The organism is Otoolea muris (assembly GCF_943193115.1).
Lineage (GTDB): Bacteria > Bacillota > Clostridia > Lachnospirales > Lachnospiraceae > Otoolea > Otoolea muris.
The window spans coordinates 45636-69033 of sequence record NZ_CALPCY010000026.1; the positions used below are offsets into that span (position 1 = coordinate 45636).

Annotated in this window: 23 protein-coding genes; 22 read left to right on the forward strand and 1 reads right to left on the reverse strand. The window is 46.3% G+C overall.

The annotated features are described in order from the left end of the window. Window positions 1-72 precede the first annotated feature (72 nt). From NFS31_RS15650 to NFS31_RS15730, 17 genes are all read left to right on the forward strand, one after another. The gene (locus NFS31_RS15650) at window positions 73-2256 is read left to right on the forward strand and encodes a transcriptional regulator (protein WP_251496946.1); all 2184 of its coding nucleotides are present in this window, start codon (window positions 73-75) and stop codon (window positions 2254-2256) included. 137 nt (window positions 2257-2393) lie between these two features. After that, a complete protein-coding gene (locus tag NFS31_RS15655; protein ID WP_251496948.1) occupies window positions 2394-2825 on the forward strand; it encodes a hypothetical protein in 432 nt (143 codons plus the stop codon). Between the two features lie 26 nt (window positions 2826-2851). Further along, entirely contained in the window at window positions 2852-3280 is a 429-nt protein-coding gene (locus tag NFS31_RS15660) for a membrane-associated protease 1 (protein WP_251496951.1), read from the forward strand. A gap of 218 nt (window positions 3281-3498) precedes the next feature. Then, window positions 3499-3969 (forward strand): DnaJ domain-containing protein, encoded by a 471-nt coding sequence (locus NFS31_RS15665; protein WP_251496954.1) that lies wholly within the window; start codon window positions 3499-3501, stop codon window positions 3967-3969. A gap of 1104 nt (window positions 3970-5073) precedes the next feature. Beyond that, on the forward strand, window positions 5074-5631 hold the full coding sequence (locus NFS31_RS15670; RefSeq protein WP_251496957.1) for an FHA domain-containing protein: 558 nt from the start codon (window positions 5074-5076) through the stop codon (window positions 5629-5631). A gap of 73 nt (window positions 5632-5704) precedes the next feature. Further along, a complete protein-coding gene (locus NFS31_RS15675; protein ID WP_251496959.1) occupies window positions 5705-6229 on the forward strand; it encodes an FHA domain-containing protein in 525 nt (174 codons plus the stop codon). After that, window positions 6226-7062 (forward strand): PP2C family protein-serine/threonine phosphatase, encoded by an 837-nt coding sequence (locus NFS31_RS15680; RefSeq protein ID WP_251496962.1) that lies wholly within the window; start codon window positions 6226-6228, stop codon window positions 7060-7062. The genes NFS31_RS15675 and NFS31_RS15680 overlap by 4 nt, the downstream gene beginning before the upstream one ends. Window positions 7063-7295: 233 nt before the next feature. After that, window positions 7296-9203 carry a PP2C family protein-serine/threonine phosphatase gene (locus tag NFS31_RS15685; protein ID WP_251496964.1) on the forward strand — a complete coding sequence of 636 codons (1908 nt, stop codon included), beginning with the start codon at window positions 7296-7298 and terminating at the stop codon, window positions 9201-9203. Continuing rightward, window positions 9193-9621, forward strand: a complete 429-nt coding sequence (locus NFS31_RS15690) for a hypothetical protein (protein ID WP_251496967.1) — start codon at window positions 9193-9195, stop codon at window positions 9619-9621. Before NFS31_RS15685 ends, NFS31_RS15690 begins: the two co-directional genes overlap by 11 nt. An 82-nt stretch (window positions 9622-9703) precedes the next feature. Then, window positions 9704-11014, forward strand: a complete 1311-nt coding sequence (locus NFS31_RS15695) for a hypothetical protein (protein ID WP_251496969.1) — start codon at window positions 9704-9706, stop codon at window positions 11012-11014. A 9-nt stretch (window positions 11015-11023) separates the two neighbouring features. Next, on the forward strand, window positions 11024-11599 hold the full coding sequence (locus NFS31_RS15700) for a hypothetical protein (protein WP_251496971.1): 576 nt from the start codon (window positions 11024-11026) through the stop codon (window positions 11597-11599). After that, window positions 11589-12947 carry a type VI secretion system Vgr family protein gene (locus tag NFS31_RS15705; protein ID WP_251496973.1) on the forward strand — a complete coding sequence of 453 codons (1359 nt, stop codon included), beginning with the start codon at window positions 11589-11591 and terminating at the stop codon, window positions 12945-12947. Before NFS31_RS15700 ends, NFS31_RS15705 begins: the two co-directional genes overlap by 11 nt. A 10-nt stretch (window positions 12948-12957) precedes the next feature. Then, window positions 12958-14625 carry a hypothetical protein gene (locus tag NFS31_RS15710; protein ID WP_251496976.1) on the forward strand — a complete coding sequence of 556 codons (1668 nt, stop codon included), beginning with the start codon at window positions 12958-12960 and terminating at the stop codon, window positions 14623-14625. Then, window positions 14600-15406, forward strand: coding sequence for a tetratricopeptide repeat protein (locus tag NFS31_RS15715; protein ID WP_251496978.1), 807 nt, complete (start codon window positions 14600-14602; stop codon window positions 15404-15406). Before NFS31_RS15710 ends, NFS31_RS15715 begins: the two co-directional genes overlap by 26 nt. 2 nt (window positions 15407-15408) lie before the next feature. Next, window positions 15409-16986, forward strand: coding sequence for a hypothetical protein (locus NFS31_RS15720; protein WP_251496981.1), 1578 nt, complete (start codon window positions 15409-15411; stop codon window positions 16984-16986). Window positions 16987-17078: 92 nt separating this feature from the next. Continuing rightward, window positions 17079-17492: a hypothetical protein gene (locus tag NFS31_RS15725; protein WP_251496984.1), complete on the forward strand. Its 414-nt coding sequence runs from the start codon at window positions 17079-17081 to the stop codon at window positions 17490-17492. A 6-nt stretch (window positions 17493-17498) separates the two neighbouring features. Then, window positions 17499-18095, forward strand: a complete 597-nt coding sequence (locus NFS31_RS15730; RefSeq protein WP_251496986.1) for a hypothetical protein — start codon at window positions 17499-17501, stop codon at window positions 18093-18095. 159 nt (window positions 18096-18254) lie between these two features. Here NFS31_RS15730 and NFS31_RS15735 read toward each other — a convergent pair whose 3' ends face one another. Further along, window positions 18255-18848 (reverse strand): hypothetical protein, encoded by a 594-nt coding sequence (locus NFS31_RS15735; protein ID WP_251496988.1) that lies wholly within the window; start codon window positions 18846-18848, stop codon window positions 18255-18257. A gap of 108 nt (window positions 18849-18956) precedes the next feature. Between NFS31_RS15735 and NFS31_RS15740 the strand changes: the two genes are divergently transcribed. The 5 genes from NFS31_RS15740 to NFS31_RS15760 all read left to right on the forward strand — a co-directional run. Then, window positions 18957-19640: a hypothetical protein gene (locus tag NFS31_RS15740; RefSeq protein ID WP_251496991.1), complete on the forward strand. Its 684-nt coding sequence runs from the start codon at window positions 18957-18959 to the stop codon at window positions 19638-19640. A gap of 279 nt (window positions 19641-19919) precedes the next feature. Further along, window positions 19920-21077 (forward strand): hypothetical protein, encoded by a 1158-nt coding sequence (locus tag NFS31_RS15745; RefSeq protein WP_251496994.1) that lies wholly within the window; start codon window positions 19920-19922, stop codon window positions 21075-21077. A 77-nt stretch (window positions 21078-21154) separates the two neighbouring features. Continuing rightward, the gene (locus tag NFS31_RS15750) at window positions 21155-22330 is read left to right on the forward strand and encodes a hypothetical protein (protein ID WP_251496997.1); all 1176 of its coding nucleotides are present in this window, start codon (window positions 21155-21157) and stop codon (window positions 22328-22330) included. 122 nt (window positions 22331-22452) lie between these two features. Continuing rightward, the gene (locus NFS31_RS15755; protein WP_251497000.1) at window positions 22453-22794 is read left to right on the forward strand and encodes a hypothetical protein; all 342 of its coding nucleotides are present in this window, start codon (window positions 22453-22455) and stop codon (window positions 22792-22794) included. Between the two features lie 164 nt (window positions 22795-22958). Further along, window positions 22959-23398: hypothetical protein (locus NFS31_RS15760; protein WP_251497003.1), on the forward strand; the 440-nt coding region annotated here is incomplete at its 3' end.

A 23398-nucleotide genomic window follows, 5' to 3' on the forward strand; every position in this document is an offset into this window, starting at 1 on the left:
AGGGCATATGCCGTCAGGGGCAGGCCATATGGGCTGTGATCCCTGATATTATAAAGAGGAGGAAAAGAGGGAATGGGAAATGTGATTAAGCAGACAAACCGGACCATGCTGATGGAGGTGATCAATCCGGAAAAGCTGGATTTCCTGACGCTGGTCGGGGACGTGCGCGGCATGGAAAGCCTGTCGGACGACAAGATAAAGGAGATCAATGACCATCTTCTGGTGAGGAGCTTTGACGAATTCCTGGAAAAATTCGCGCCGGCTGTGTATTGCTATTACAATGCCAACAGCCAGCAGGTTGTCTATCAGCTTAAAAAGCCGGAGCAGGTGCCGGAGGAGATGCTGACGGAGATCCCCTTAAACCGCCAGAATGAATTTATGGGGATGCTGATGTCCATGATCGAGACCAAGCGCTCGGAGGGGAGCACGAACGTGGACTTCAAATTCGATAAGCTCACCGAGATGATTTCCCCCAGGAAGGTCATGGACGCCATCAAGCAGGGCCGCAAGGAGCTGCAGTATACATACGGGATCTATGCGTCCTTAGACGACGGGGATCCGAAAAAGATGGATGTGGCTGACCGGCTGAACGTCATGTTCGAGGAGGCCAGCGCGAATTACAACAATGTGCTGGCCATGCTGCCGCTGGCGATTGAGGATATCAAGACGCGCCTGCTTTTGGGGGACGGCGGCGATAAAAAGGACAACACGCCCCTAGCCCTCGGCGTGCTGAGCATGGGCGAGGACGGCGAGCTGCGGGTCTTAGAGGCCCCGAAGGTGGAGAGCACAGCCCTCATGGCAGTGGACGATCAGGTGAACGCAGGGCTGATTGAGGCATTAAAGGAGGACTATGAGGCCCTCAATGAGGAGAGCAACGACTATGTGGCCGCCCTTGTGGCCCGCACCTTCTGTCCGCTGACCTCCACCATGGAGAGCCGCGTGGACAAGGAGCAGGAGGTCAGGAATTACAACTCCTACCTGGAGTTTTACCGCGAGTCAAAGGACGCGTTTATCAAAACCGTGAAGCCGCTGATTGAAAAGCTTCTTGGCGTCTGGTGTTTTTTTGAACAGTATCCGTCGAAGGTAAAGGGCATGAAGCCCTCCATGCTGATCACGAATGTTTCCAATGAAATGCTGGCCAAATCGGGAAACATTTCCCGTCTGATCACCTATTTCAACACGACGAACGCAAAGAATGATTTTTCCAATACCGTGTGGTATGCGGCCGTGCCGAATGTTTCCCTGGATCAGTACAGCAAGATGAAGCTGACGCGCGAGCGCTTTAAGGGCAACTCGAAGACGGAAAAGAGCGATGTGAACAGCGTGGAATCCCTGGCGCGCCTTTTGGATGTGTTTAAGGATTACGGGGTGCAGTGCTTTTTCAGCTATGAGGCGGACGACAGCACGACCTTCAGCGCCCTGGCGACCGAGGGCATTGAGAAGTATGAGGAGCGCTGCATGCCGCTGATGGGCAAGCCGTTCAGCGAGTACGCGATCCCCTGCCTGCCGAATTTTACCATCATCCCCAAGGACAAGTCGGGCGTGGTGCTGGACAGCCGCATGGTGATGGGGGAGGACGGAGACACCGTGGAACTCTCTAAAGAAAAGGAAGATGTCATGAAGCTGTGGATCGACGGCGTGTACGTGGGAGCTGCGTATGTGGCGGCCGGTATCGCGGCGGCGTACCAGTGCCCGGAGTATTTAAAGGATAAATTCGGCAAGAACGGCGTGGATCCGGAACTTCCGGGCGTGCGCTTTGACATCGAGGCCGGGGATCACGCCCTGGCGGCCTATACGACCATGGCAAAGGAGATCACAGGCTTTACGAACTCCATTAAAAATGACATTAACCGCAAGAATTTCGGGTTTATCTTCAGCTCCGAGAATGCTTCGCATAACGGCCATGACATTACCAACATCATGGTTTATAAGACAAGGAACCTGCTGTCAGACGGATATATGTTTGAGCCGATCTACAAAACTCAGGTCACGAATTACATTGAGCGGGTGATGCGCCATGGGACAGGCGATTTCAAGGAGGACTCCATTGTGCGGTTTTTCTCAAATAATCCCAGCAGCCAGAAAAGCCAGTGGCTGTCAAAACGCGAGTACCTGAACGCCATCCTGGGCAAGGGCGATGATATTGAGTACATCATTGACGAGGAGAACGGGTACTGCACGTTAAATATTACGTTTAACGGCAATGTGAAGAACCTGGAGGTGGAGATTAACCGGCTGTCAGCCAATAAAGCTTAAAAGGCTTAAAATCTGGTTATTATCCGCCGGGCATCCCCGCCCCGGGACGTCCGGAGGGTATTAATAAACCGTAACAGCCCGGAAGCCCGGGCGGTTACACAAAATAAACTATTCCAAAAGAAAAGGAGGAATCATTTATGGGATTTCGCATGAAAATCACCGGGGGAGCCGAGGACATCGTTTTTGATGAGAGAAGCATCATGAAGGTGGATTTTAATTCCGCTTCGTCTGTGGACTCCAACGCGCGGGCCACGGATTTCGGCCTGACTGTGAAGGTGTGGGGCAAGATGCTCTACAAGCTGGGCGGGGAGGGCAGCGATCCCACCCTGGGACTGGCGCAGTGGTCACAGGTTCCGTCCGAGCGGGCGGACTGCTACCGCAGTGCGGAGATCACGGTGGTATCCGCCGGCCAGGTGGTGCGCCAGTTCACGCTTCCGGACGCGTTTGTCATGGAATATTCGGAAGAAGTGGACGACGAGAGCGGCGTGGGAACCTTTTTCATCCACATGAAACAGAAAAAGGATGAAAACGCGGCGACGAAAATTGAGGGCGGCTTCGGCGGCGAGTAAAACAGGCTGAAAGGAGGATATGAGACATGTCATATAAGGTAACGGTAGAGGGAACGGAGAGCTTTGAGATTGCGAAGGAATGTGTGCGCAGGGTGAAATTTACCACGGATATCCCGCTGGATTCCAATGCCAGGACAAAGGACGTGGGGAGCACGCTGACGATTACGGGCAGGATCCTGACAGCCGTTGACGGGGATCCCTTTGACAGCACCAGGAAGCTGGCCCTGTGGTCCGCTGTGCCGGCGGAGAAGGCGGACTGCTACCGCAAGGTGACGATCGAGCACGTGGCGGCGGGCGTGATGGAGCGGAAATACTATTTCCCGAACGCGTTTGTCATTGATTACAAGGAAGATTTCGGGGATGTGGAAGGAACCGGGATCTTTACGCTGGTGATAAAACAGAAAAAAGACAAGCTGGACCGGATTACCGTGGAAGGCGGCTACGCGGCCGTATAAAGGGGCCGGATGCCGATAGGGTTGCTGTGTATATTCCTGCCGGGCTGTAGACAGTAATGCTTATATTGGAGGGCGCATCCGTAACAGGGCGCGCCCTCCCTGTTGATCACAGGCGCTCCCGGAATCTTGCTGCGCCTGATTCTGGGAGTACATTTACGGGACGGCGCGGGAGAGGCCGGGCCAGGGCGTGTTTTAAAAATGCCCCAGGGGGAAATGGGATGGAAAAGGATTATTACAGGATTCTCGGGGTGAGGGAAGACGCCGAGGAGGAGGAGATCAGGAAGCAGTACCGGAAGCTGGCAAAGAAGTTTCACCCGGATGCGAATCCAGGAAATGCAGAGGCGGAACAGAGGTTCAAGGAGGCCGGGGAAGCGTGGGAGACGCTTGGGAACAGGGAGAGGCGGAAGGCGTATGATCAGAAGCGGAGGGATTCCGGGCGTGGAGCGGGCCGGGGAAAGGCCGGAGATGGGGCCGGGAGCGGATCAGGAAGCGGGAATGGGGGGAATGGCGCGGGCGGGAGGCAGGGATTTAGTTTTTATAGTGGTTCTGCCGCGTTTGAGCAGTTTTTCGGGTTCCGGCCGGATGGGAAGCGGGTGGATATGGGGAAGATGGGGATGAATCAGAAAAGTAGGAAGAATCCGATTGATATGACGGGTTTGTTTGAACAATATATGGGAATTAAAAAATAGGTGGGGAGCAGGGGAATGCTGTAGTGAAGTATACGCGGGCCGTGGTGGATCGTGAGAGGGACGCCATCGGCAGGTTCTATATCCAACGGAACCCCGCTTCCGCTCGGAGAAAAGCGCAGCGGACACTAAGCTCGAAAAGACCTCGCTAAGTGCCGGCGGTTTTCTACGGGTTCCTTATGGATATAGAACCTGCCGATGGCTACGTTACTGGAAGGCGGGGGAGCCTGCGGTTTGTTGGTAAATTGTATTGCCTTAATTAAGCGGCAGCACTTTTAGTCAGACAGGGCAGTCATTGATGGGGTTAGGAAATTAAGAGATTGTGAGAAAATATAGGGTAGCGGTACCTGGTTAGGTATGCCTTTATCAGGCTATATTTTTTGGAATTATTGATTCCCGAGAGCAGCGGGCTTGGTGGGTCTGCCTGCACATTTGACGACTGCTGCGAGGGTTACATACCCCGCTGCTCTACAGCGCTGCAAGCCTGATGCCCCGCTTGCGGCGGGTAGACGGGCAGGGGTGTTGACTATATAGCAGTTTTTATTATACTGCATACCTGATTGTGAATCGTTACGGGTTAAAACCATTTTAGGATTAGAAAACCTTTTGCCTACAACTTAATGTGGATAATGCCGGGGGTAAAAGGAGGCAATGTGGAGAAGCGGTTTAATGATTTCTGAATTATGTAAGTACGAATCCGTTTAACGCCTGTTTTCTGTTATAGTATAGGTATGATTTATGCACAGTTCTAAATCGGGTAACACAGTTTTCCGCTACATGGCCTGTTACCCACAACATTAAGCCATGAACCCATGGCTTCAAAACATGCTTTTTAAATCCAGCCATACCGAATCCAGATCACGTAATCACGCGCTCGGCCGGAAATCCATAGCCTGCCGATCACGTAGCCAGTGGCAGATTCCATATCCATAAGGAACCCGTAGAAAACCGCCGGCACTTAGCGAGGTCTTTTCGAGCTTAGTACCGCTGCGCTTTTCTCCGAGCGGGAGCGGGGTTCCGTTGGATATGGAACCTGACGCTGGCGGCCCTCTCACGATCCCCCTCCCCCACGGCAAGCACACATTTATGGCAAAAAAGGAGCAGAACATGAAAAACAGAATCAGACTCTTTGATCTGGCGGCCGCGCTTGTCTGCATGACAGCCTTCGGCATCGTCTGCGCCTACCCGGACATGGTGCGGTACAGAACCCCTGTCCTGTGGGCGGCGGGCCTTATGGCAATGGCTCTGGCTGCCCTGTCATTGGCTGCCCCGCAGAAAAAGGGAAAAAGGCTTTCCCGCCAGGAAGAACCTTCTTCTGAAACGGATCTGATCACGGAGCTCGTCCTTTTAAATGAGGAGGACGGGGATCTGGCGGTATGGGACATGTACGGCAGGACGTCGGCGCTGATTGGCCGGGATGTGAAGGAAAATGAGGTGGATATTGACCTGGGCCAGGGGCCTTATGCGGGGATGGCGGATACCGAGCACGCGGTGCTGAATTTTTCGGCCGGGAGCTGGTATGTGGAGGATCTGGGGAGCGCGAACGGGCTGCGCATTAAGAAGGCGGCGGACGGGAGGATGTACCATCTCTCGCCGGACATGCCGTGCAGGCTGGAAAAGGGGGACTGCCTGTATGTGGGGATGAACCGGCTTTTGCTGAGGTAGGGCAGCCGTCCGGGCGGGCCTGCTGGCCGGCTTCGGGGGGATAATATTGTAAAAGTTCGGAGGAGAAAGGGATATGAGCAGTAATCTGATCCGGTGCCAGAACGGGCATCTGTTTTCTGCCAGGCGGTATGGCACGGTGTGCCCGTTCTGTAATATTGAGACGGCGACAAAGGAGAAGAAGGAGCTGGGGGCGGCGTCAGCGGACGGGGAGGCCCTGGAGGAGCTTTTGCTGGCGCAGGAGGAGATTCCGGTGTGCGGCTGGCTTGTGTGTATTTCCGGGCCCAGGCAGGGGAAGGATTATAAGATCCGTTCCGGGAAGAATTTTATCGGCCGCGCGGACGATATGGATATCCAGATACTGGGGGATAATAAGATTTCCAGGAGGAACCACGGCGTGGTGGTGTTTGACCCCAAGAAGCGGCAGACCGTGCTCCTGCCTGGGGACAGCAATGGGCTTGTATACCACAATGAGGCGGCTGTCTATACGCCGACGGTGCTGGATTCCTATGATGTGATTGAGATGGGGGACAGCCGGTTTGTGTTTGTGCCGTTCTGCGGGGACAATTTTATGTGGGAAGAGAGAGGGCAGGGCGTATGAGCGTTCCGGAAATAGCGGCTGCGGCGCTGCTTGCGCCTGCCTTTTTGTATCTTGTGTTCCGCATGGGGCAGACGCTTTTGGGGAGCGGGCGGGGAATGCGCGCGGGTTTTGAGGTTGGGGCTTCTAAGACGATCGGGGACCGGGAGACGCAGGAGGACGCTTTTGGCATCCGGGAGCTGGAGGACGGCGTGATGGCTGTCCTGGCGGACGGGATGGGGAAGAGCTTTGGCGGCAAGCTGGCCGCGGAGACGGCGGTGGAGGCGTTTTTACAGGTGTTTGGGGATGAGGCGGCCGCTTATAATCCCCAATATTCCTTCCGCAAGGCGTTTAACGGGGCGAACCGTGAGATTTTGAAACGGCTTAACGGGGTGCAGGGCTGCGCTTCGGTTACGGCCGCGCTGGTGAAGGGGAGGAAGCTCTATTATGCGGCGGCGGGGGATGTGAAGGCGGCGGTGTACCGCGGCGGCGAGCTGGTCCCTGTCTCGTCCGGGCATACCATCAGCGCCCTGGCGCGGCAGAAGTATGAGGAGGGCAGGCTGACGCGCGAGGAGGCGTTATCCCTCCTGGACCGCCACCGCCTCTATAATTTCGTTGGCCGGGACGGCTTTAAGGATATCGAGTTTTTTGATACGCCCATCAGCCTGTACGGGGGCGAATATGTGCTCCTGATGAGCGACGGCTTGTATGGGACGGCCAGGTGGAAGGATATGGAGGACTGCCTGGAGGGCGCGGGGGACTGCCAGACGAAGGCGTACGCCCTGATCGAGCTGGTGAACCGGAGCCAGGCCGCGGACAGGGATAATGCCTCGGCGGTGCTGGTGAAATGCCGGTGAAGGCGCTGACGGGGGAGTATCCCCGAGGGCAGCGGGCCGGGCGGGTAACGGGCAGCGGGCCGGGCGGAACGGACAGCAGGCCGGGCAGGCAACGGGCAGCAGGCCGGACAAGCAACGGACAGCAGGCCGGGCCGGCGCGCCTGGCTGGACGGTTACGGCGGAAAACGCCGCGGGGAAGTATGTGCGGCGTTTGAGACAGGATGAAGGTTGGCAGGGTTGGAGGAGACGGGCCGATGCGCAAGCAGAACAGTACATTTAAGACAGGATTTATTTCCGAGGCCGGATCGGAGCTTAAGAACCATGATTATTTTGCCTTTGTGGAGCTGGAGGACTACGCGTGCTATGTCATCGCGGACGGGCTGAATGACATGCCGGACGCGGACAGCGCCAGGCTGGCGACGCAGGCTATTATACTGGCCTTCCAGGCGTCGCCTTCGATGAGGAAGCGGGCCATCCGCTCGTACCTGGAGGCGGCGGACCTGGCCCTTGGCGGGGCGGACGGCCGGGAGCGGCTGAAGGCGTCGGCCACGGTGTTGGTGACGGATTATGTGCGCCTGCGCTACGGCTATGCCGGGAATACGCGCCTGCGTCTGTACCGGGACGGGCATGTCATGGAGGAGACAAGGGATATGTCTCTCGGAAGCGACTTGACAAGGGAGCGGGAGCTGCCGGAGGACACGCTCTCCAGGCATGAGGAGAGGAATAACCTGTTTTCCTATTTAGGGCAGGGCGCGGGCTTTGCGCCCGCTGTGTCAAAGCGGATCCGCCTGAATAACGGGGATATCGCGGCCCTGTATACACGCGGGATCTGGGAAAACTTGGACAGCGGGGAGCTGGACGATGTATTTTCGGAGGCAAAGGATGATCCAAAGGAATGCCTTGACCTGGCGGAGGATCTTTTGTTGTCCAAGCAGCCGTCCAGGCTGGAAAATTATACGCTGGCGGCGGTATTTGCGGATAAGGTGTTCCAGGATCCGAACCGGAAGCGGCGGATCCGGAAGATAGCCGCCGTCTGTGTGACGGCGCTGACCGTGGCTTTGACGGTGGGTATGGTAGCGTGGGTGTTTGTAAGCCGGCGCAGGAAGCAGACGGAGGAGATGCAGCGGCGCTATGCGAATACGATTGAGTATATCCAGGACGCGAATTTTATCCGCGCCGCCGAGGAGTGTGAGAAGGCGCTGGGGCTGGCGGAGAAGCTTAAGCTTAAGAAGCCGCTTAAGGAGCTGTCGGATTACCAGAAGCTTATCGAGGCGGTGAACGCGGCGGAGGACAGCTTCGGGGGCGGGAAGTATGAGGAGGCGCAGGCCGCGTATGTGACGGCGAAGGAGCGCTCCCGCTATGCGGACCGGCTGGCGGACGCGTATATTGACAGGCGGCTGGAGGCGATCACGGATTACCTGTCGGTATTTGACTATATCCAGTTGGGGGATACGCTGGCGGCGCAGGGCGACTTTGCGCGCGCGGAGGAAAAGTACCTGCAGGCAAAGAGCCTGGCCACCAGGACGTATTTTGAGGAAGGCCGGAAGGATGCGCTCGACTGCCTGGACGCTTTGTATGAGAGCCGGCAGAAGGCCGAGGAGGCGGACACGGAACAGGCAAAGGAGAAGGCGGTGAATGAAACAGGGGCCGCGCAGCTCGCCGCCGAGGGGGATAAGGCTTTTGCGGAAGGGGATTACGGGAGCGCCGGGGCGTACTATGCCATGGCGCTTGAAAAGTATATGGATATGGGAGATGAGGCGCACGCGGAGCTGATCCGCGCGAGGATTGCCTCGAGCGGGCAGAAGTCGGAGGAGAACGAGGAGAAGGAGCGCCAGGCCGCGGAGTATGAACAGGCCGCAAAGACCCAGGAGGCCCTTGGGAATGAGATGGAGGCGAAGAAGCAGTACCTGTTTGCGAGGAATGCGTACCGGGAGCTGAAGATGGATGATAAGGCGGCGGAGATCGACGGGCGGCTGGCCCTGCTGGAGCTGGAGCTTGAGAGGAAGAAGGAGGAAGAGGAGAAGAAGGAGATGGGAGACGGGGGAGAGACGGAGGAAGACGGGATGAACGGGCCGGGGGGAGACGGCGGCAGAGAGGGTGCAGGGAATGCGGGCGGTTCTGGGGGGCCGGCGGCGGAGACAGGAGGCAGTCATGAGGTTTGATACAGCGATATTATTATTAATACAAATTCATTTTATAACAACAAACGGTTATAAATGGTATTTATGTAAGAAGCAATTAAATGGGTTATCCAGTTATAAGGGCCGGGTTACGGCTAAGATAACTGCTCTCAGAGAAGGCCTGGTTCTTATGCACTGGAAAGAAGAAAGCAAATGCTATCCGACTTTTGAATATATGATAGGAGATACTCCCTTTAAACAAGAATCATCCTGGGGATATACAAGCTCATCCTGCATGTTCATTGATAAAAAAGTATTATTACACTATGATGAGGAAAACCCGGACAGATTTGTACCGGCGCAGGATGAGAGAATGTTAAAAAAAGATGCCTCAGTAAGCGAGATTTGGACGATCGTTTTTATTATATTGTTTGTTGGCACTTGGATAATATGTGTTTAGGCAATGGGGGAACCGTTCGGTTTGGATGAAGGATTACAGGATGTTGTAAGCTAAAACACTCCAAAAGGGGAGATGATTGAATATGGAAAACAGAATTCCTATTTTAGAATATCCATTTGATTTTGAAAGATATATCAAAAGCTCACTGAGGGAAATAGAAGACAATGAAGAAAGAAAGTTTGCAGCAAAGCTTTTGGAAGATGGATTGAATGAAGCGATTAAATCATATGAGAATAAATACAAGAGATTACAACAGATTGTTTATAGTGATATAGACTATGGAAAAAACAAATACGAAACGGCAATAACAATAATTGAACGGGATTATTATGATTCATCAAACGAAACACTTTTTCCATTAGATGATGCGGATTTAGAACAGAGGAACGGATATACGGATCAGAATGGAATGTTTAGCATAGGTACAATTTTTCTGGAGTCTGATTATAAAAAGATGAAGGAATTTGAAAGCTGCGCACCATTTTATGGAACGATTCGCTGCCAGAAAGGTGAAACAATCGTATCATTTTATGTAAAACATTCTGACAGATACTGTAGCATGATAGAATCCATTTACAGGATATTTAAAGACAATGGTATTAGGTGGAATACCATCAACACAGGTTATCTGGAACGTTTTTTTGATGTTTTTATAGTCCCTTTAAACAGAAATGGAGTTGCTGGAATAGACATACAGGATATTAGAATAGATAATGTAAATATCTGGTTTGGAGAATTTTCCAGTCAGGTCAGGTATAATATGATTCCTTTATGGAATATACGATGGATTACATTTGGCGCTGAATCCTTTTTAGATGTTGAAGAAAATGAGGGGCATTATGTACATGAATTTTTATTACGTAATAAAAGGGGGGAATACCTGATACAAAAAAATGAGGATATCGATAAGATACAGCACGAAGATGACAAAATTATCATTGTCTCAAAAAAAGAAGTATTTGAGGGGTGGAAAGCATTACAGATGAATCAGGATATTTGTGTAAATTACGCAGGATATGAAGCCCCACTGTTATCAAATCACAGGAAAAACTCTTTTTTCAGTCAATGTTTAAGGAAGACAAATGCAAAGATAATAACAAAATTGGACTTGTACCGCAGGATTATGGAATTAGATGTCCATCATTATATCGAAGCGATAGATTGTGAGATATGTGACAATATAGATAATATCAAGCAATGGGAAGATATGAATTGGTTTATAAAGGATGAATATCTGTTTCCTGAAAAAAGCAGAAAAATACTTCTTTTTAAATTTAAAGAACGGATTCCAGGATATTATTTAAATGACAGCTTTATAAAATTTGCAGTATCTCAGATTCAGCTTGAAATTGCCGAATATAAGTGTATAGGGATAAGTATAAAAGCGTGTTAGGAGAATAGTATGGATTTTTTTGATGAATGTTTAGTAAGAAAAAGACTTGAGGCTGAGAAGGCGGAGTATAATTCTCTGGAAACGGGAATGTATGCAGGTGAACAATTATTGACGTTTTGTAACAAAAAGCTCTTTGAGGGCAGGGTTTCCATATATTTACCTGACAGTTTTATTGATATGCCGTTAGAGTGGAGGAGAAGAAAATATCCTTATGAAAACAGGCCCCCGGTCATTTTTATGGATGAAAGCGGGGCGGTCAATCTGTGTTTAAATTTAGTTTCTGCCAAAATCGGCACATTGAATGAAATGCTAAATGGTTTTATGCTGGTGTTAAAGAAAATGAATCCCTCAAATATTTTTATGGATCAGGATATGCTGAAAGCAGTAAACGTAGATTGCGCATGGTGCGAAATGAGAGTACAAAACTTAGATGGAAGCTCAAGCTGCATTTTGTTTTTGAGTATAGTTGATCATGAGCTATTGTTGGGAACATTTAGTTGTCCGAATGCTGTAAAAAATGAATGGAAGAAAATTGTATTTGAGATGATTAAATCAATATGTGAGGAGGGGAAAAATGAAAGCTGAAAGTATTCATATCCAATCAATGCCGCTGTTAGAAATTACGAATTGTAAAATAGTAAAAAAGGTAAATACGCATTTGAGTGCGGAAATCAGAGGTTTTTTAAAAAAGGAGAAAGATAAACATCAGGAAGAGTATTTACAGGAGGAAAATGTCGATATTCTGATATTATCGGATACCGATAATAAATGGCATTCAGTATTTAAAGGGCTGATAACGGCTATATCTGTTTCAGCAAAGAATGGACTCACTGAATTGGTAATAAAGGCGGAATCATATACCCTTTTGTTGGATATAGAAAACAAATTCAGGGTTTTTCAGGATGTAACGAAAAGTTATAAAGAAGTTGCAAAGTATATAGTTGAGCAAAATAAAAATACCGTTTCTATTTTTAACCGTGCAGCTAATGTCCCGATTCATAATATGCTGGTTCAATATAAGGAAACTGATTGGGAGTTTTTAAAAAGAGTGGGTGCAGAACTCAATATGCTGCTTGTAGCGGATTGTACAAATGATAAAGCCAGTTTTTATTTTGGCGTCCCTGATCGGACAAATGTATATGATGTGAACTGTCTTACTGTACAGAAGAGTGTATGGGCAGAGAACGGAAGAAAAATACAGGAAATGTTGATCGAGTCCAGAGATATACTGAATTTACTGGATAGAGTTGTAGTAATGGGGATAACGGTATATGTATATAAATCGCAGATGGAAATAAAGAACGGAGAGCTGGTCAATAAATATATTCTCAGAAGGCAAAAAGATTTTTATGCAGAGAAATATTATAATCCAAATTTAGCAGGATTATCAGTTCCGGGCCGTGTAAGGGATATTAAAAATGCACAGGTTCAGATCCTCCTGGACGATGATCTTGTTAAAAGTGAAAATCATAAATTATGGTTTGATTTTGCGACCGTATATTCCTCGTCAGACGGCTCCGGGTGGTATTGCATGCCGGAGCGTGGGGACAGGATCAGGCTGTATTTCCCGGATGAAAAAGAAAAGAATGCCTATGTGATAAGCTCCGTGCCTTCAGAAAGAGAAAACCAGATCAGAACAAAGCCGGATGAAAAGTCGATTCGGACAGTTTATGATAAGGAAATACGGTTTACACCGGATAAAATTATCATTACGAACCATAATGGGATCAAAATTATTTTAGACGATAAAAAGGGAGTTGAGATCATAAGTAACAGGGATATTGATATAAAAGCAGGCGGAGCGATACAGGTTGAGGGAGGAGATGGGATAGAAATATTATCTGATAGCGGGATTGTTTTAAGGCAGGATATGAATATATTAATGGTAAGAGATGGAGTATTGGAACAAGGGTTAAATATAGAACATCGTTAGGAGAAAAAATATGGGAATTGGCAATGCAGATGAAATAATCAATAAAAACAGAGTTATTGCAGAATATGGGGCATTGGTATGTAATTATGCCCAACCCCCTGGAACCTCTATTTATGAATGGAATAAGACATATATACATTTTGATCATTCGCATAGTATAACGAACTTGGGTCATGGATTTGCACATGATGATGATTGTAAACCAGATAATATAGGGAGATTTCGTTTTTGTTATTCACCATATTATGAAGCGGCTGTTAGAGCATTAAAGGCTGAAACAGCAGAAGAATTAGAGGAAAATATGGCTGCCTTAAAGAAGAGAGGAGATAAACTATGCCTTGGACGTTATGTGGAGCAATGGTTTGATGTTGATGAAAAAGAGATGATTGAAAGATACACACAGAAATGTCAAGAAATATTTGATATTTTAGAGGCGCTTCATGAAAACTATATGCAATTAAAACGAAAGACTATGGATATAAGGAAAAAAAATCCTTTTAATACAGATAAAATGGCATCGGATTATAAACCACAATTAGATAGAAAAATAGATGAAGAATTTAAAAAATTAGATACTCATTTTGCAGCTGTAAATGAATTGTCCGGAACTATATTTATAATTGATGAAAATTTTGTTCAGCCTCAAAGTGTTCTCACAGGTATTACATCTAACCTTGATGATATTAATGCGATATTAACTGAGTTGACACAAAATATACATTGTTACGAAAATTCAGAAAAGGTTGAGTCGAAAATTTCATATATACAGTCAGTAATACAAGGAGTAGAGGGAAAAATAAGGATAGCACCTGTGGAATTTGAAAAATGGAAGGATGCTCCGTATCATCTCCTTACGTTAGATTCTTATATGGTATGCAGATGTGGAGGGATATTGTCTTTTCATAGGGATGGACAGGGTTATCATAAAGTATTGGATAGAATCACAAAAGCCACAGAGGATTTAATAAATTTTGTGGAACAAAAATGCAAAGAGTGGTATGAGAGTTACATAGTATGGGAGTTAAATTATGATATCGTTCCAGAATTACAGACAGAACGAAGTAAAGAGATAAAAAACAGTAAACAGGCCATGGAAAAGGCTACAAATTTGAAAAATTCTATGGATGTAAATCCTGAATTAAAAACAATTGATGATATTTATAGTGGAATTCATTTGGAATTTTGGTCACATGCTTATTATGATGAGTTAAAAACTCAAGGGGTTGGACTCTTATCACTGGTGAGTGCCCTTATTGATCATGGAGGAAATTGGTTGTCTATGGGGATTGTTCTTTATCAATGGCAAAAAGAAGGGGATACTGATAGATATATGACACCAATGGATATTGTGGATGCCAGCAATTTTTTTACTCCATGGATTAATAATGAGTCGGTTTTACGTTCAATTAATTTTTTATCAGTCATTACAACGATTCCGGCATTTTTATATACTTCAAATGCTACATGGGTTGAAGAAATAAGAATTACATTTTTTACGGATGATTATGCAGTTCTAGCAAGTCAGAAAATAGACGAGGATGGATTTAAAGTGAAAGAGCCTGAATTTGAAAAAATGTATAAGTTTGATTATTTAGACAGACATGAATCGAACGGGGTAAAGTGGAAGTTAAATGGTGAGCAGGGGATTAAATATGAAGCGTATATTACAAATGGCTAAAAAAAAGTGGAAGTTTTGTATTATCTTATTAGTATCTTTATGGCTTGTTTCTTCTGTGATAACAGCGTATCAGAATGCACACATGACAGCTATAGAACAGGCCGAAAGAATATTGAATACCTGGTATATCCGCGGGAATGTTTCCATGACTATCTGGGAATATAAAAAGCTGTTGAGGCGAACTGAGAAAAAGGGCGGGGATCAATCAAAAGATATAGTGGCATTAAAGACTAATCTGGCAACTTTTTATATGGAGAAAAAGCAATATGAGAAAGCGGAGATCTGTCTTCGTGAAGCAGAGGAAATCAGCAATCAAACAGGATTGAAGGAGTGGCCTGTTAATGATTTATACAGAGCATACGGACAATATGAGACATCACAGAGAAATTATGATAAGGCGTTGGAGTATTATGAAAAATCTGTTAAATGGTGTAAGGAATTATATGGAAGTAATTCCACCCAAGGCGGCATTTTATATTTGTTGATGTCGTATACGTATTTGGAAATGGATGATTTGGAAGAAGCAGAAAAATATGCGGAACTGGCGATGATGCCAAGCTATAGGGAGCGGGATCGCCTTTATGTGATTAACGCATTGGTAGCGTCCGGCGATATTCGGATAAGACAGGGGAAATATGACCTGGCGATATCCAGATATGAAGATGCTTATCAATATTACAAAGACAAACTTTTATCAAATACGAAAGAAGATGCCGATATTATGGATGCTATTAGAGAGAAAATAGAAGAAACTAAAAGGATGATGGAGGAGGGCGAGTGAGTGTGATGGAAGCAATTAGCCTGGGGATGCTAAAAACAACAGGAGCTGTCGATCTGGACCAAATAGACAGCCTTACAGTTGATGAAAAAATGAACGAACAGACAGAGGCCATTATTATTGGGAGAATGAAACCAGAACATTTAAATGAATTACAGAAAAAGAACATAATAGGACAGATATTGGCAGTTGTCTGTTTGCCGGATATTCAGAGATATTTTGTTTTCAGAGGATTCATTCAGGCGATTACAATCGAAGGATCGGCTGGCCGGGTAAAAATTCTATGTAAGGGAGCAGAGTGTCTGATACATAAAGAGAAAAAATCCTGTTCATTTCAGGATAGCGGGCTGACATACAGAGATATTATGAAAGACACTATAAAAGAAAAGGGAATTTTAAAATATCAGGAGAAGGAAGATATACATCCTTTTGGGCCGGTTATCAGATATAATGAAACGGATTGGGAGTTTATGAGAAGGATGGCGGGATGTATGGGAACCGTCATTTATCCGGTATCAAATACGACAAAACCAGCTATTGCTATTGGTATATTGGATAAAAAGGCTATCGTTATTGAGAGTGTATTAGAAGAAAAAAGACAGATCGATCGCCTGAAATATTTGAGAGGAGGGAAAAATAACTGTATTTTATGGGAATTGTCATCTTATCAAAATCTTCAGTTGGGAAGTAAGATTTCTTATTACAATGATATTTGGTATATTATGGGGAAAAAAATCAGATCCTCACATTCGGTTGTGGTATTTGATTATAAATTAGGGAAACTTCATTCAAATGATCTCATACGTTACGGAGCATCGCTCCAGGGATGTTCAATCAGAGGTAAAGTGCTGGAGGTTAAAAATGAAAAAATAAAAGTGCACTTGGACATTGACAGGGAACAAAATAAGGAAACAGCCTATTTATACCCGTATAAGCCGGAAACAGGAAATATTATGTATTCAATGCCAGAGAAAGGCGAATATGCAGAACTGTATTTTCCAAATGAATTTGAGGAAAATGCATTTATTATCCATGGCAGAAAGACAGAAGAAAATTGTAAAAATACAACTAAATTTTTAAGAACGCCGTATGGGAAAGCATTGAATATGCACCCTGACAAGATGGAATTAGCTTCTGTGGAAGAGGAGAACTGGTCCGCTGTGAGAACAGGAGACCGATCGGGAGTTTCGCTGACGGCAAGTTGTAAGGTCAAATTTTCTGCAAAAGGTAAGGTGCGGCTCAGCGGACAGGAATCTATTATGCTTACAGGGGGAAGCCATATTTCATTAATCCAAAATGAAACGATGAATCAGATTGTCTTGTCAGGAAATGATATTATAAGCTATGCAGAAAAATATCGGATGATACCATTACGGCGCTTTAAAAAAGTTGAATCAAAAGAGAGAATGCCTGATCCGGTTTTCCAGTCAATAGAAAACAATTTACAGTTAATGGGATCCGTCAGTCCGGGATATAGTGATGTTTTACAGCAATATGCCGCTGCCGCGGTTCCGGTCTGTACATATCCTGGTAATCCACAGGTGGAAAATGGCATTGGAATTTATGCAGGAAGGAGTATGTGAAAATGGATTACTTTTGCATCAGACAGGATCAAAGGTATCGCTATACTCCAGTGATTCAAAACTTTTATTCAACATTTATGCGGAAGGATTTTATGGAAGATAATGGTGTTAGAATTCCGGATAAAAATGTGGTTTTTTCAAATTCTGCAAAAGAACATGATAGAGTGGACATTTTAGACAGCCAGATGTTCGCGGTAAGCCGACCGGTAAAGGACGTATTTCGGATATATATTCCGTCAATGAAATTTAAGCAGTTTTGTATATTGAATAATGAATTGAATTCTCATGCCCTTTATTATGCTCCAATATTAAAATCAATACCCTGCCTTAAGTCTTGTGATAAAGATGCGCTGGTTTTATACAAGGGAAAGATAGGCAGGGAGCCTGTATTTAGAATACAGGATATTCAAGCTGACAGGGTAATCATTCGTCTCGATGTAGCAGAAAGTCTTTTGCGGAGAAACATAAGGAAGTATAATTTGCTTAAAGTAGAATTAGAGGGATAGCAGAGAATGGAAACAGGAGATAAAATCAGAGAAAATTTTATGGCTAAGGTATTTAAAACTGCGGAGACAATGTATACCGAAAGCATAGGGCAGATAGAAGAAGAATTTATTCAGAAGGAGTCAGAAATTGCCCGTTCATTCGCAATTCCGCTGTTTGATGGACTGAAACGCTACGCCTCCCTTGAGTGGGAAAAAGCTGTCGGTGAATTAAAATATATTTATGTTTCCTTTTTACGGACAAGCATCATAGCGGGAAGTCCAAATTACCGTTTGGATTTTTATGATGACAGAAACAGATGTTCTCTTATTGAATGCAGTGAGGAGTGGAATTTTAATTACATATTTGATTTTCTTAAACATATTGATAATTCGTTAAAGAAAATGTTTAAGGAGCAGACGAGGGTTCCTGAATATGAACTGGATAATATCATATTTGAGTTAGCGGAACACTATAGGAAAATATCAGATAAAAAAATAGATTCAGTTATAAAATATATGATTGAAAACAGAGAAGAGCATATAGCTTTTAACCATACTGTAAAAATCTATGTAGGAGATTTTCTGGACAAGGTTTCGTTTGTCCTGGATTGTGACAGACTGTAGTTCTATAACTTCTCGGAATCTCAATGAATGAGATTCCAACCGAAAATTGACAACTGAATATCGTGCAGGAAAAGAAATTTGAGAAAAATGGACATAAACATTGGACATAGCGGGTACTATGCCTTGAAAAATCTTATGGAATCGCTTAAGATATCATTATTAGGCGGCTAAACCTAATAATGATTTTTGAAATGCCTTGACAGAGGGCATTTCCCAGGCATCAAGGTGTTGGAGCATCATGATGCCGTAGAGGCGGCAGTACCACATCTTCGTAGAGCGGTGCCTGCCGTCTTCTAATTTATAGTCCTCTTTCTCCCGCTTGTTGGAGCGTTCCACGGAAGTTCTTCTATCATATTCCTTTTCCCATGCTTTAGAGTCCCTTGGCGGTATGTTAAACAACCTTGGATTGTCATCGGTAAAAATGTGTACGGTCCTGTCGTATTTCGCCGGTGAACAGGGATGTTCGCAGAAACAGCCCTGTTTGCGGTTTGCTTTTGGACACCGGTATTTTGCCCGGTGTTTGGCAGCCTCATATCCATCTTTGTGCATACGTAAGCCCAGCCTGCAGACCGGAACGCCGTCCTTACCAATGGTGAAATCATCCTTATAAGTGAAATATCCGGGATGTCCGGGATTGAGATCAATAAAAGGAGTGATGTTTTCCCGTATGCAGTATTCATAGACAGCGTAAGCGTCGTGGGCAGAATCCAGAAGGGGCTTTTCAATGCGGAATTTCGGGAGATATGCTTTCATAGTAAAAAACGAGTGAAGGAAAGAAAGCATATCATGCCGGGAAGCCCGCTCTAAAAGAGGAAATACGGGAAGGTCACTGTAAGAATCGGAGGCCACATACATGTAGAGGTGGTAGCCGAAGAAATAGCAATCCCGGTGGGAGTCCCATCCCCAGTTGCAGTCTGGCTGGGAATAATGATGCCTGCAGTTACAGGAAGAACAGCCTTTTTCTTTGCAGTCGCAGATGCGCTTTTTGCGCTGCTGTGCGGCAGTACGGACAGGGGTGCCGTCCCCGGCAAGAGCCAGATGGTCCGGGTCGATCAAATCTTTATGGATGGAAAGATCCAGGAACTGCTGTTTATAAAGCCTGAAAATGAGAAAAAAAGGATTTTCCGGTTTGAACTGCCAGCGTTCCAGCAAAGGAAGAAGTTTGGAAGCCATGCTGGAAGAATCACAGGGAGTCTTACCGCCCTTCTTTTTTCCTTTAGGTGGCTTCATTTTAGGAAACCGGTCTTTAGGGGAGAGGTTGTTAGAACCATCCATCCAAATGCGGGAGAAGAAATCATAAAAAGTGCCGACACCAGGGGTATCCCCGAAAGGGAATCCACTGAGGATGGCATAAAGAGGAGTTTCCTTAAGCATGCGGCACCAGACAGTGATGGAAGTCACTTTCAGTTTCAAAGCAAGCAGATAGGAACGCAGCATACAGGAAGGGAGCCTTGGTTCCGGGCCAAAAACAGAGTAACATTCCTGCATAATGGAATCCGTCTGGGAAAGATCGAGATACCAGAACTGCACGATATAGTCCCATGAGCTTTTGGGAAGTGCAAAGGGATCAGGATAAAATTTAAGGAACTGGGATACAAAAGTATCCTGATAGGCGGCATGTCCGCCAGGATTAGCAGGTAACAAAAAAATCGCCTCCAGTCGATTGAAATAAAATATAATCAATCGGCTTCGCGGCAAATTTTGAGCGATTTGTCAAGCTTTTTTCCAAAAAAGTGGGTGATTTTTTTGAAATGGTGTCTGAAAGCCTTATAAACTAAGGGCTAAAGATTCCGAGAAGTTATAGAGGAAAAACGGAGGAAATATTTGAAGAAAAACATACAATATAAAAAACTCATTCTGCTGTTGCTTTTGCTGAGCATGAACATCACTGCCTGCAGCCAGGAGGAAGCAGACAGCCAGGAGGAAGTAAAAAGGCTGAAATCCAGGATGTTCCTGTCTGCTGCGGCTGAAACGCTTGTGAGTGTGCAAATTCCCCTGGCGCCTGCAAAACACAGGATCCTGTTTGAAAGCCTGTCGGGCATTCCGGAAAATCCGCCTGTTTTTTTGGGTACATGGAAGGCGACGCGTTATGTGGATGGTTTTTTCAGGCGGCACGGTACCCAGATGATGATGGAAAGCGTAGAACATTTGATTGGGAAGGAGTTTTATTTCGGGGAGGATCAGATTATTGTGGACGGCGTCATATGCGACACTAAGCCTGAGTATGAGATAAGCGTCCATCCCATCAGTGTTTTATACAAGTTTATTGCGGACGGCTGGTCGTTTGTCGAAGAAAGCGGAATGGAATTTTTTGGGGATAATTCTACGTACTTTACGTTTGTCGCGATATTGCCGCACAATTGGGATTTGTTTCCTTCGTCGATAAACCTGTTTATCAAAGACCAGGATACGATGATTGCCCAGATGTATGTAGGCGCCGTGGAGCTGAAAAGGGTTGGGACGCTGCCGGGGAAGAAATTGTCCGGGACATACCGGGACTCCGTTTTCCTGGGTGGATATGGCGGGGTGGAGCCGGACGCTGATGAGAAACTGGTTTACGCCGGCCAGTGGGAAATATGCGATATGCTGTATTCGTTCGATGAAAAAGGGGCATCTGAGATCATGGGAAAGCAGATTATTTTTTCTGATCTGTATATAGAAACGGATTACGGATGCTATATCAGAGAAGACCTGCCGGAAAAAGGCAGGTATGCCTCGAAACTTTATGAAGTGAATATCTGCCCGGATACGGAAAGGGGGAGATATGACAGGAAGGACAGCCGCCTGAAGGCCCTCCTCTGGGACGGGGACAAGGATTATTTTGTGGTGGTTAAAATGGTGGATGTTCTGATAAAAAGGGATAAGCTGCTGGGAGAGCTGCTGGTAAAGGACAATCAAACCATGTACCTGTATAACCGCTATGGCCTGTTTGAGCTGCGCAAGACGGGGGAGATAGCGGATGGCAGCCCGTTTTTACCGTGATGAAGATATGGGGGAGGCAGGATGCGCGGGGATTCATTTTGTAAAGAAGATAATGCCATAAGAGGGAGGGAGCGGTTTTGGAGAAAACGATACGGTACAGGATAACTGTTTTTCTGCTGCTGTTTTTGCTGGGCATGGGCATCACTGCCTGCAGCAGGGAACCCGCGATATATGACAGCCTGTCCGGGATCCCGGAGGAGCCGCCCGTTTTTTTGGGTACATGGGAGGCGGCGCGCTATGTGGATGGGCTTTGCGCGCGGCACGGCAACCTGGAAAAGATGGGGAGTGTGGAGCACTTGATAGGGAAGGAGATTTATTTCGGTGCGGATCAGGTTACCGTGGACGGAGTGATATGTGAATCAGATCCGAAGTATGAGATAACGGTCCACCCCATCGACGAATTAAAAGAGTTTTCTGCGAACGGATGGATGTTTAAGGAGGGGAGCAGGCAGGAATTCTTCGGGGATAATTCCACATATTTTACGTTCGTCACGACCCTTCCGGATGAGCAGGATTTGGTTAGCTCGCCGATAAGCCTGTTTATTAAAGACCAGAATACAATGGTGGCCCAGATGAACGCAGGGGCGGTGGAGCTGAAACGGGTGGGGGAGCTGCCACAGGAGAAGCTGCCCGGAAAATACCGGGACGCTGTTTACTTAGCCGGGTATGGGGGTGAGATCGCATGGGAGCGGAACCAATTGATATACGCCGGGGAATGGGAGGTGGTTTACAAGGTGTATGGTATTCACCAAGAGGATGAAGATGCTTTTTTCACCGGTGAACGGTTTGTTTTTTCTAATGAGTATGTAGAAACAGATTTGGGGTTCTATACCAGGGAGGGGATGCCGGGGAAAGGAGACAGGAGGCTCTATGAAATAAATGTCTGCCCGGACAGCGCAAGGGAAAAATATATCGCGGGGCACATGTTGGACAGGGATTCCATCTGGACAGGGGGAGAGGATTATTTTGTGGTGGTTAAAATGGCGGATGATCTGGTAAAAGAGGATGATTATCTGGGAGAATTGCTGATAACGGACGCCTGGACCATGTACCTGTATAACCGTTATGGCCTGTTTGAGCTGAGCAAGACAGGGAATGTGAATAAGAACAGGATTCAGGACCGATTAAAGCTCTCCCGCCAGGAGCAGATAGTAAAGAAGCTTTGCAGCCACATAACTGCAACGATTATAAAGGCGGTCAAGGAGATGCAGATGTGGATGCAGCATCAGGGGGAGAGCGGCCCCGTTTTTTAAGATCTTAGTGGAGGAACTGAAGGAGCAGGAAGAATTCCGGAAATTACGGATAAAAGATACGGTCACGACATTTTATGGAGAGCATATGGGTGAATGGAAAGAGATATAAGGGGGATGGCGCAATGGGAAAAAGGAGCTGTTTCAATCTGCTTGACCAGATCAACTGCAGGGGCAGGAAAATTATCATAAAGGGAAGGGAGGCCCTCATACCGGATGAAGAGAGGCCGGAAAAGACGCCGTATGCGCCCGTAAATTATACCGGCATCTATCAGGCGATGCTGGCTGCGCAGCCGCAATTTGGACAGCCGGATACAGGCAGCGGCATTCCCGATGAAGCATATTCCGTGTTTTTTAACAGTATGCCCCAGGTTGGGGCAATTAAGATAACGATCAGTGATACAGGCTCGTATATTGTAAGTTATGATGCGTCACTGAATAAATTGACGGCAGGAGGTTCGGCGTGATTTGCGTTTATTCCGGCCGTACGCGTCTGAATGGAAACAGGAGGACAAAATACATAGGGGGATGAAAGAATACGGGTGATTTCAGAAAAAAGTCGCGCAATAAGCTTTTTATTTCACAACAGATTAACATTTTTTAGAGACGGTTTGGCCAAAGAAGGGAAAAAATGGTAAAAACAGGAAGGTGTGTTGTCGTTTTTATGCTCCTGTTGAGTATAACGGCATGTGATTTAAGAAGTTTTGACACTGCACAAAAGCCATGCATCAGAATGTTAAAGATAGCTAAAAAGGCTGGATTATATGAAAATATATATGTTCAATGCAGGAAGGATTACCGTCTTCTTACCTTTGGAACAGAGCCGATTATTTCAACAGAAACAGAATTTGATAATAAATTACTGCTGTCAGAGGATGAATTGTATGATACAGCAGACAGGCTAAATGACTATGGGAGATTTGGGTATATAATAACAAAGGGCTCTTCTGATATACGTGATCAGGAACCTTCATCGATAATGATCATGGCATATGATCCTGAAAGTGATATCATTGCATATATTTCTTATAAAAAAATATATCATTATTTTAAACAGATATCGTTTGAAAC

Excerpts from the sequence above, each read along its gene's own strand:
- NFS31_RS15650 (WP_251496946.1), top strand. The coding sequence starts at position 73 with ATGGGAAATGTGATTAAGCAGACAAACCGGACCATGCTGATGGAGGTG.
- NFS31_RS15725 (WP_251496984.1), top strand. The coding sequence starts at position 17,079 with ATGGAAGATAATGGTGTTAGAATTCCGGATAAAAATGTGGTTTTTTCA.
- NFS31_RS15675 (WP_251496959.1), top strand. The coding sequence starts at position 5,705 with ATGAGCAGTAATCTGATCCGGTGCCAGAACGGGCATCTGTTTTCTGCC.
- NFS31_RS15735 (WP_251496988.1), bottom strand. The coding sequence starts at position 18,848 with ATGAAAGCATATCTCCCGAAATTCCGCATTGAAAAGCCCCTTCTGGAT.
- NFS31_RS15655 (WP_251496948.1), top strand. The coding sequence starts at position 2,394 with ATGGGATTTCGCATGAAAATCACCGGGGGAGCCGAGGACATCGTTTTT.
- NFS31_RS15715 (WP_251496978.1), top strand. The coding sequence starts at position 14,600 with ATGAAGCGTATATTACAAATGGCTAAAAAAAAGTGGAAGTTTTGTATT.
- NFS31_RS15705 (WP_251496973.1), top strand. The coding sequence starts at position 11,589 with ATGAAAGCTGAAAGTATTCATATCCAATCAATGCCGCTGTTAGAAATT.
- NFS31_RS15690 (WP_251496967.1), top strand. The coding sequence starts at position 9,193 with ATGAGGTTTGATACAGCGATATTATTATTAATACAAATTCATTTTATA.
- NFS31_RS15755 (WP_251497000.1), top strand. The coding sequence starts at position 22,453 with ATGGGAAAAAGGAGCTGTTTCAATCTGCTTGACCAGATCAACTGCAGG.
- NFS31_RS15660 (WP_251496951.1), top strand. The coding sequence starts at position 2,852 with ATGTCATATAAGGTAACGGTAGAGGGAACGGAGAGCTTTGAGATTGCG.
- NFS31_RS15700 (WP_251496971.1), top strand. The coding sequence starts at position 11,024 with ATGGATTTTTTTGATGAATGTTTAGTAAGAAAAAGACTTGAGGCTGAG.
- NFS31_RS15685 (WP_251496964.1), top strand. The coding sequence starts at position 7,296 with ATGCGCAAGCAGAACAGTACATTTAAGACAGGATTTATTTCCGAGGCC.
- NFS31_RS15665 (WP_251496954.1), top strand. The coding sequence starts at position 3,499 with ATGGAAAAGGATTATTACAGGATTCTCGGGGTGAGGGAAGACGCCGAG.
- NFS31_RS15670 (WP_251496957.1), top strand. The coding sequence starts at position 5,074 with ATGAAAAACAGAATCAGACTCTTTGATCTGGCGGCCGCGCTTGTCTGC.
- NFS31_RS15730 (WP_251496986.1), top strand. The coding sequence starts at position 17,499 with ATGGAAACAGGAGATAAAATCAGAGAAAATTTTATGGCTAAGGTATTT.
- NFS31_RS15695 (WP_251496969.1), top strand. The coding sequence starts at position 9,704 with ATGGAAAACAGAATTCCTATTTTAGAATATCCATTTGATTTTGAAAGA.
- NFS31_RS15710 (WP_251496976.1), top strand. The coding sequence starts at position 12,958 with ATGGGAATTGGCAATGCAGATGAAATAATCAATAAAAACAGAGTTATT.
- NFS31_RS15680 (WP_251496962.1), top strand. The coding sequence starts at position 6,226 with ATGAGCGTTCCGGAAATAGCGGCTGCGGCGCTGCTTGCGCCTGCCTTT.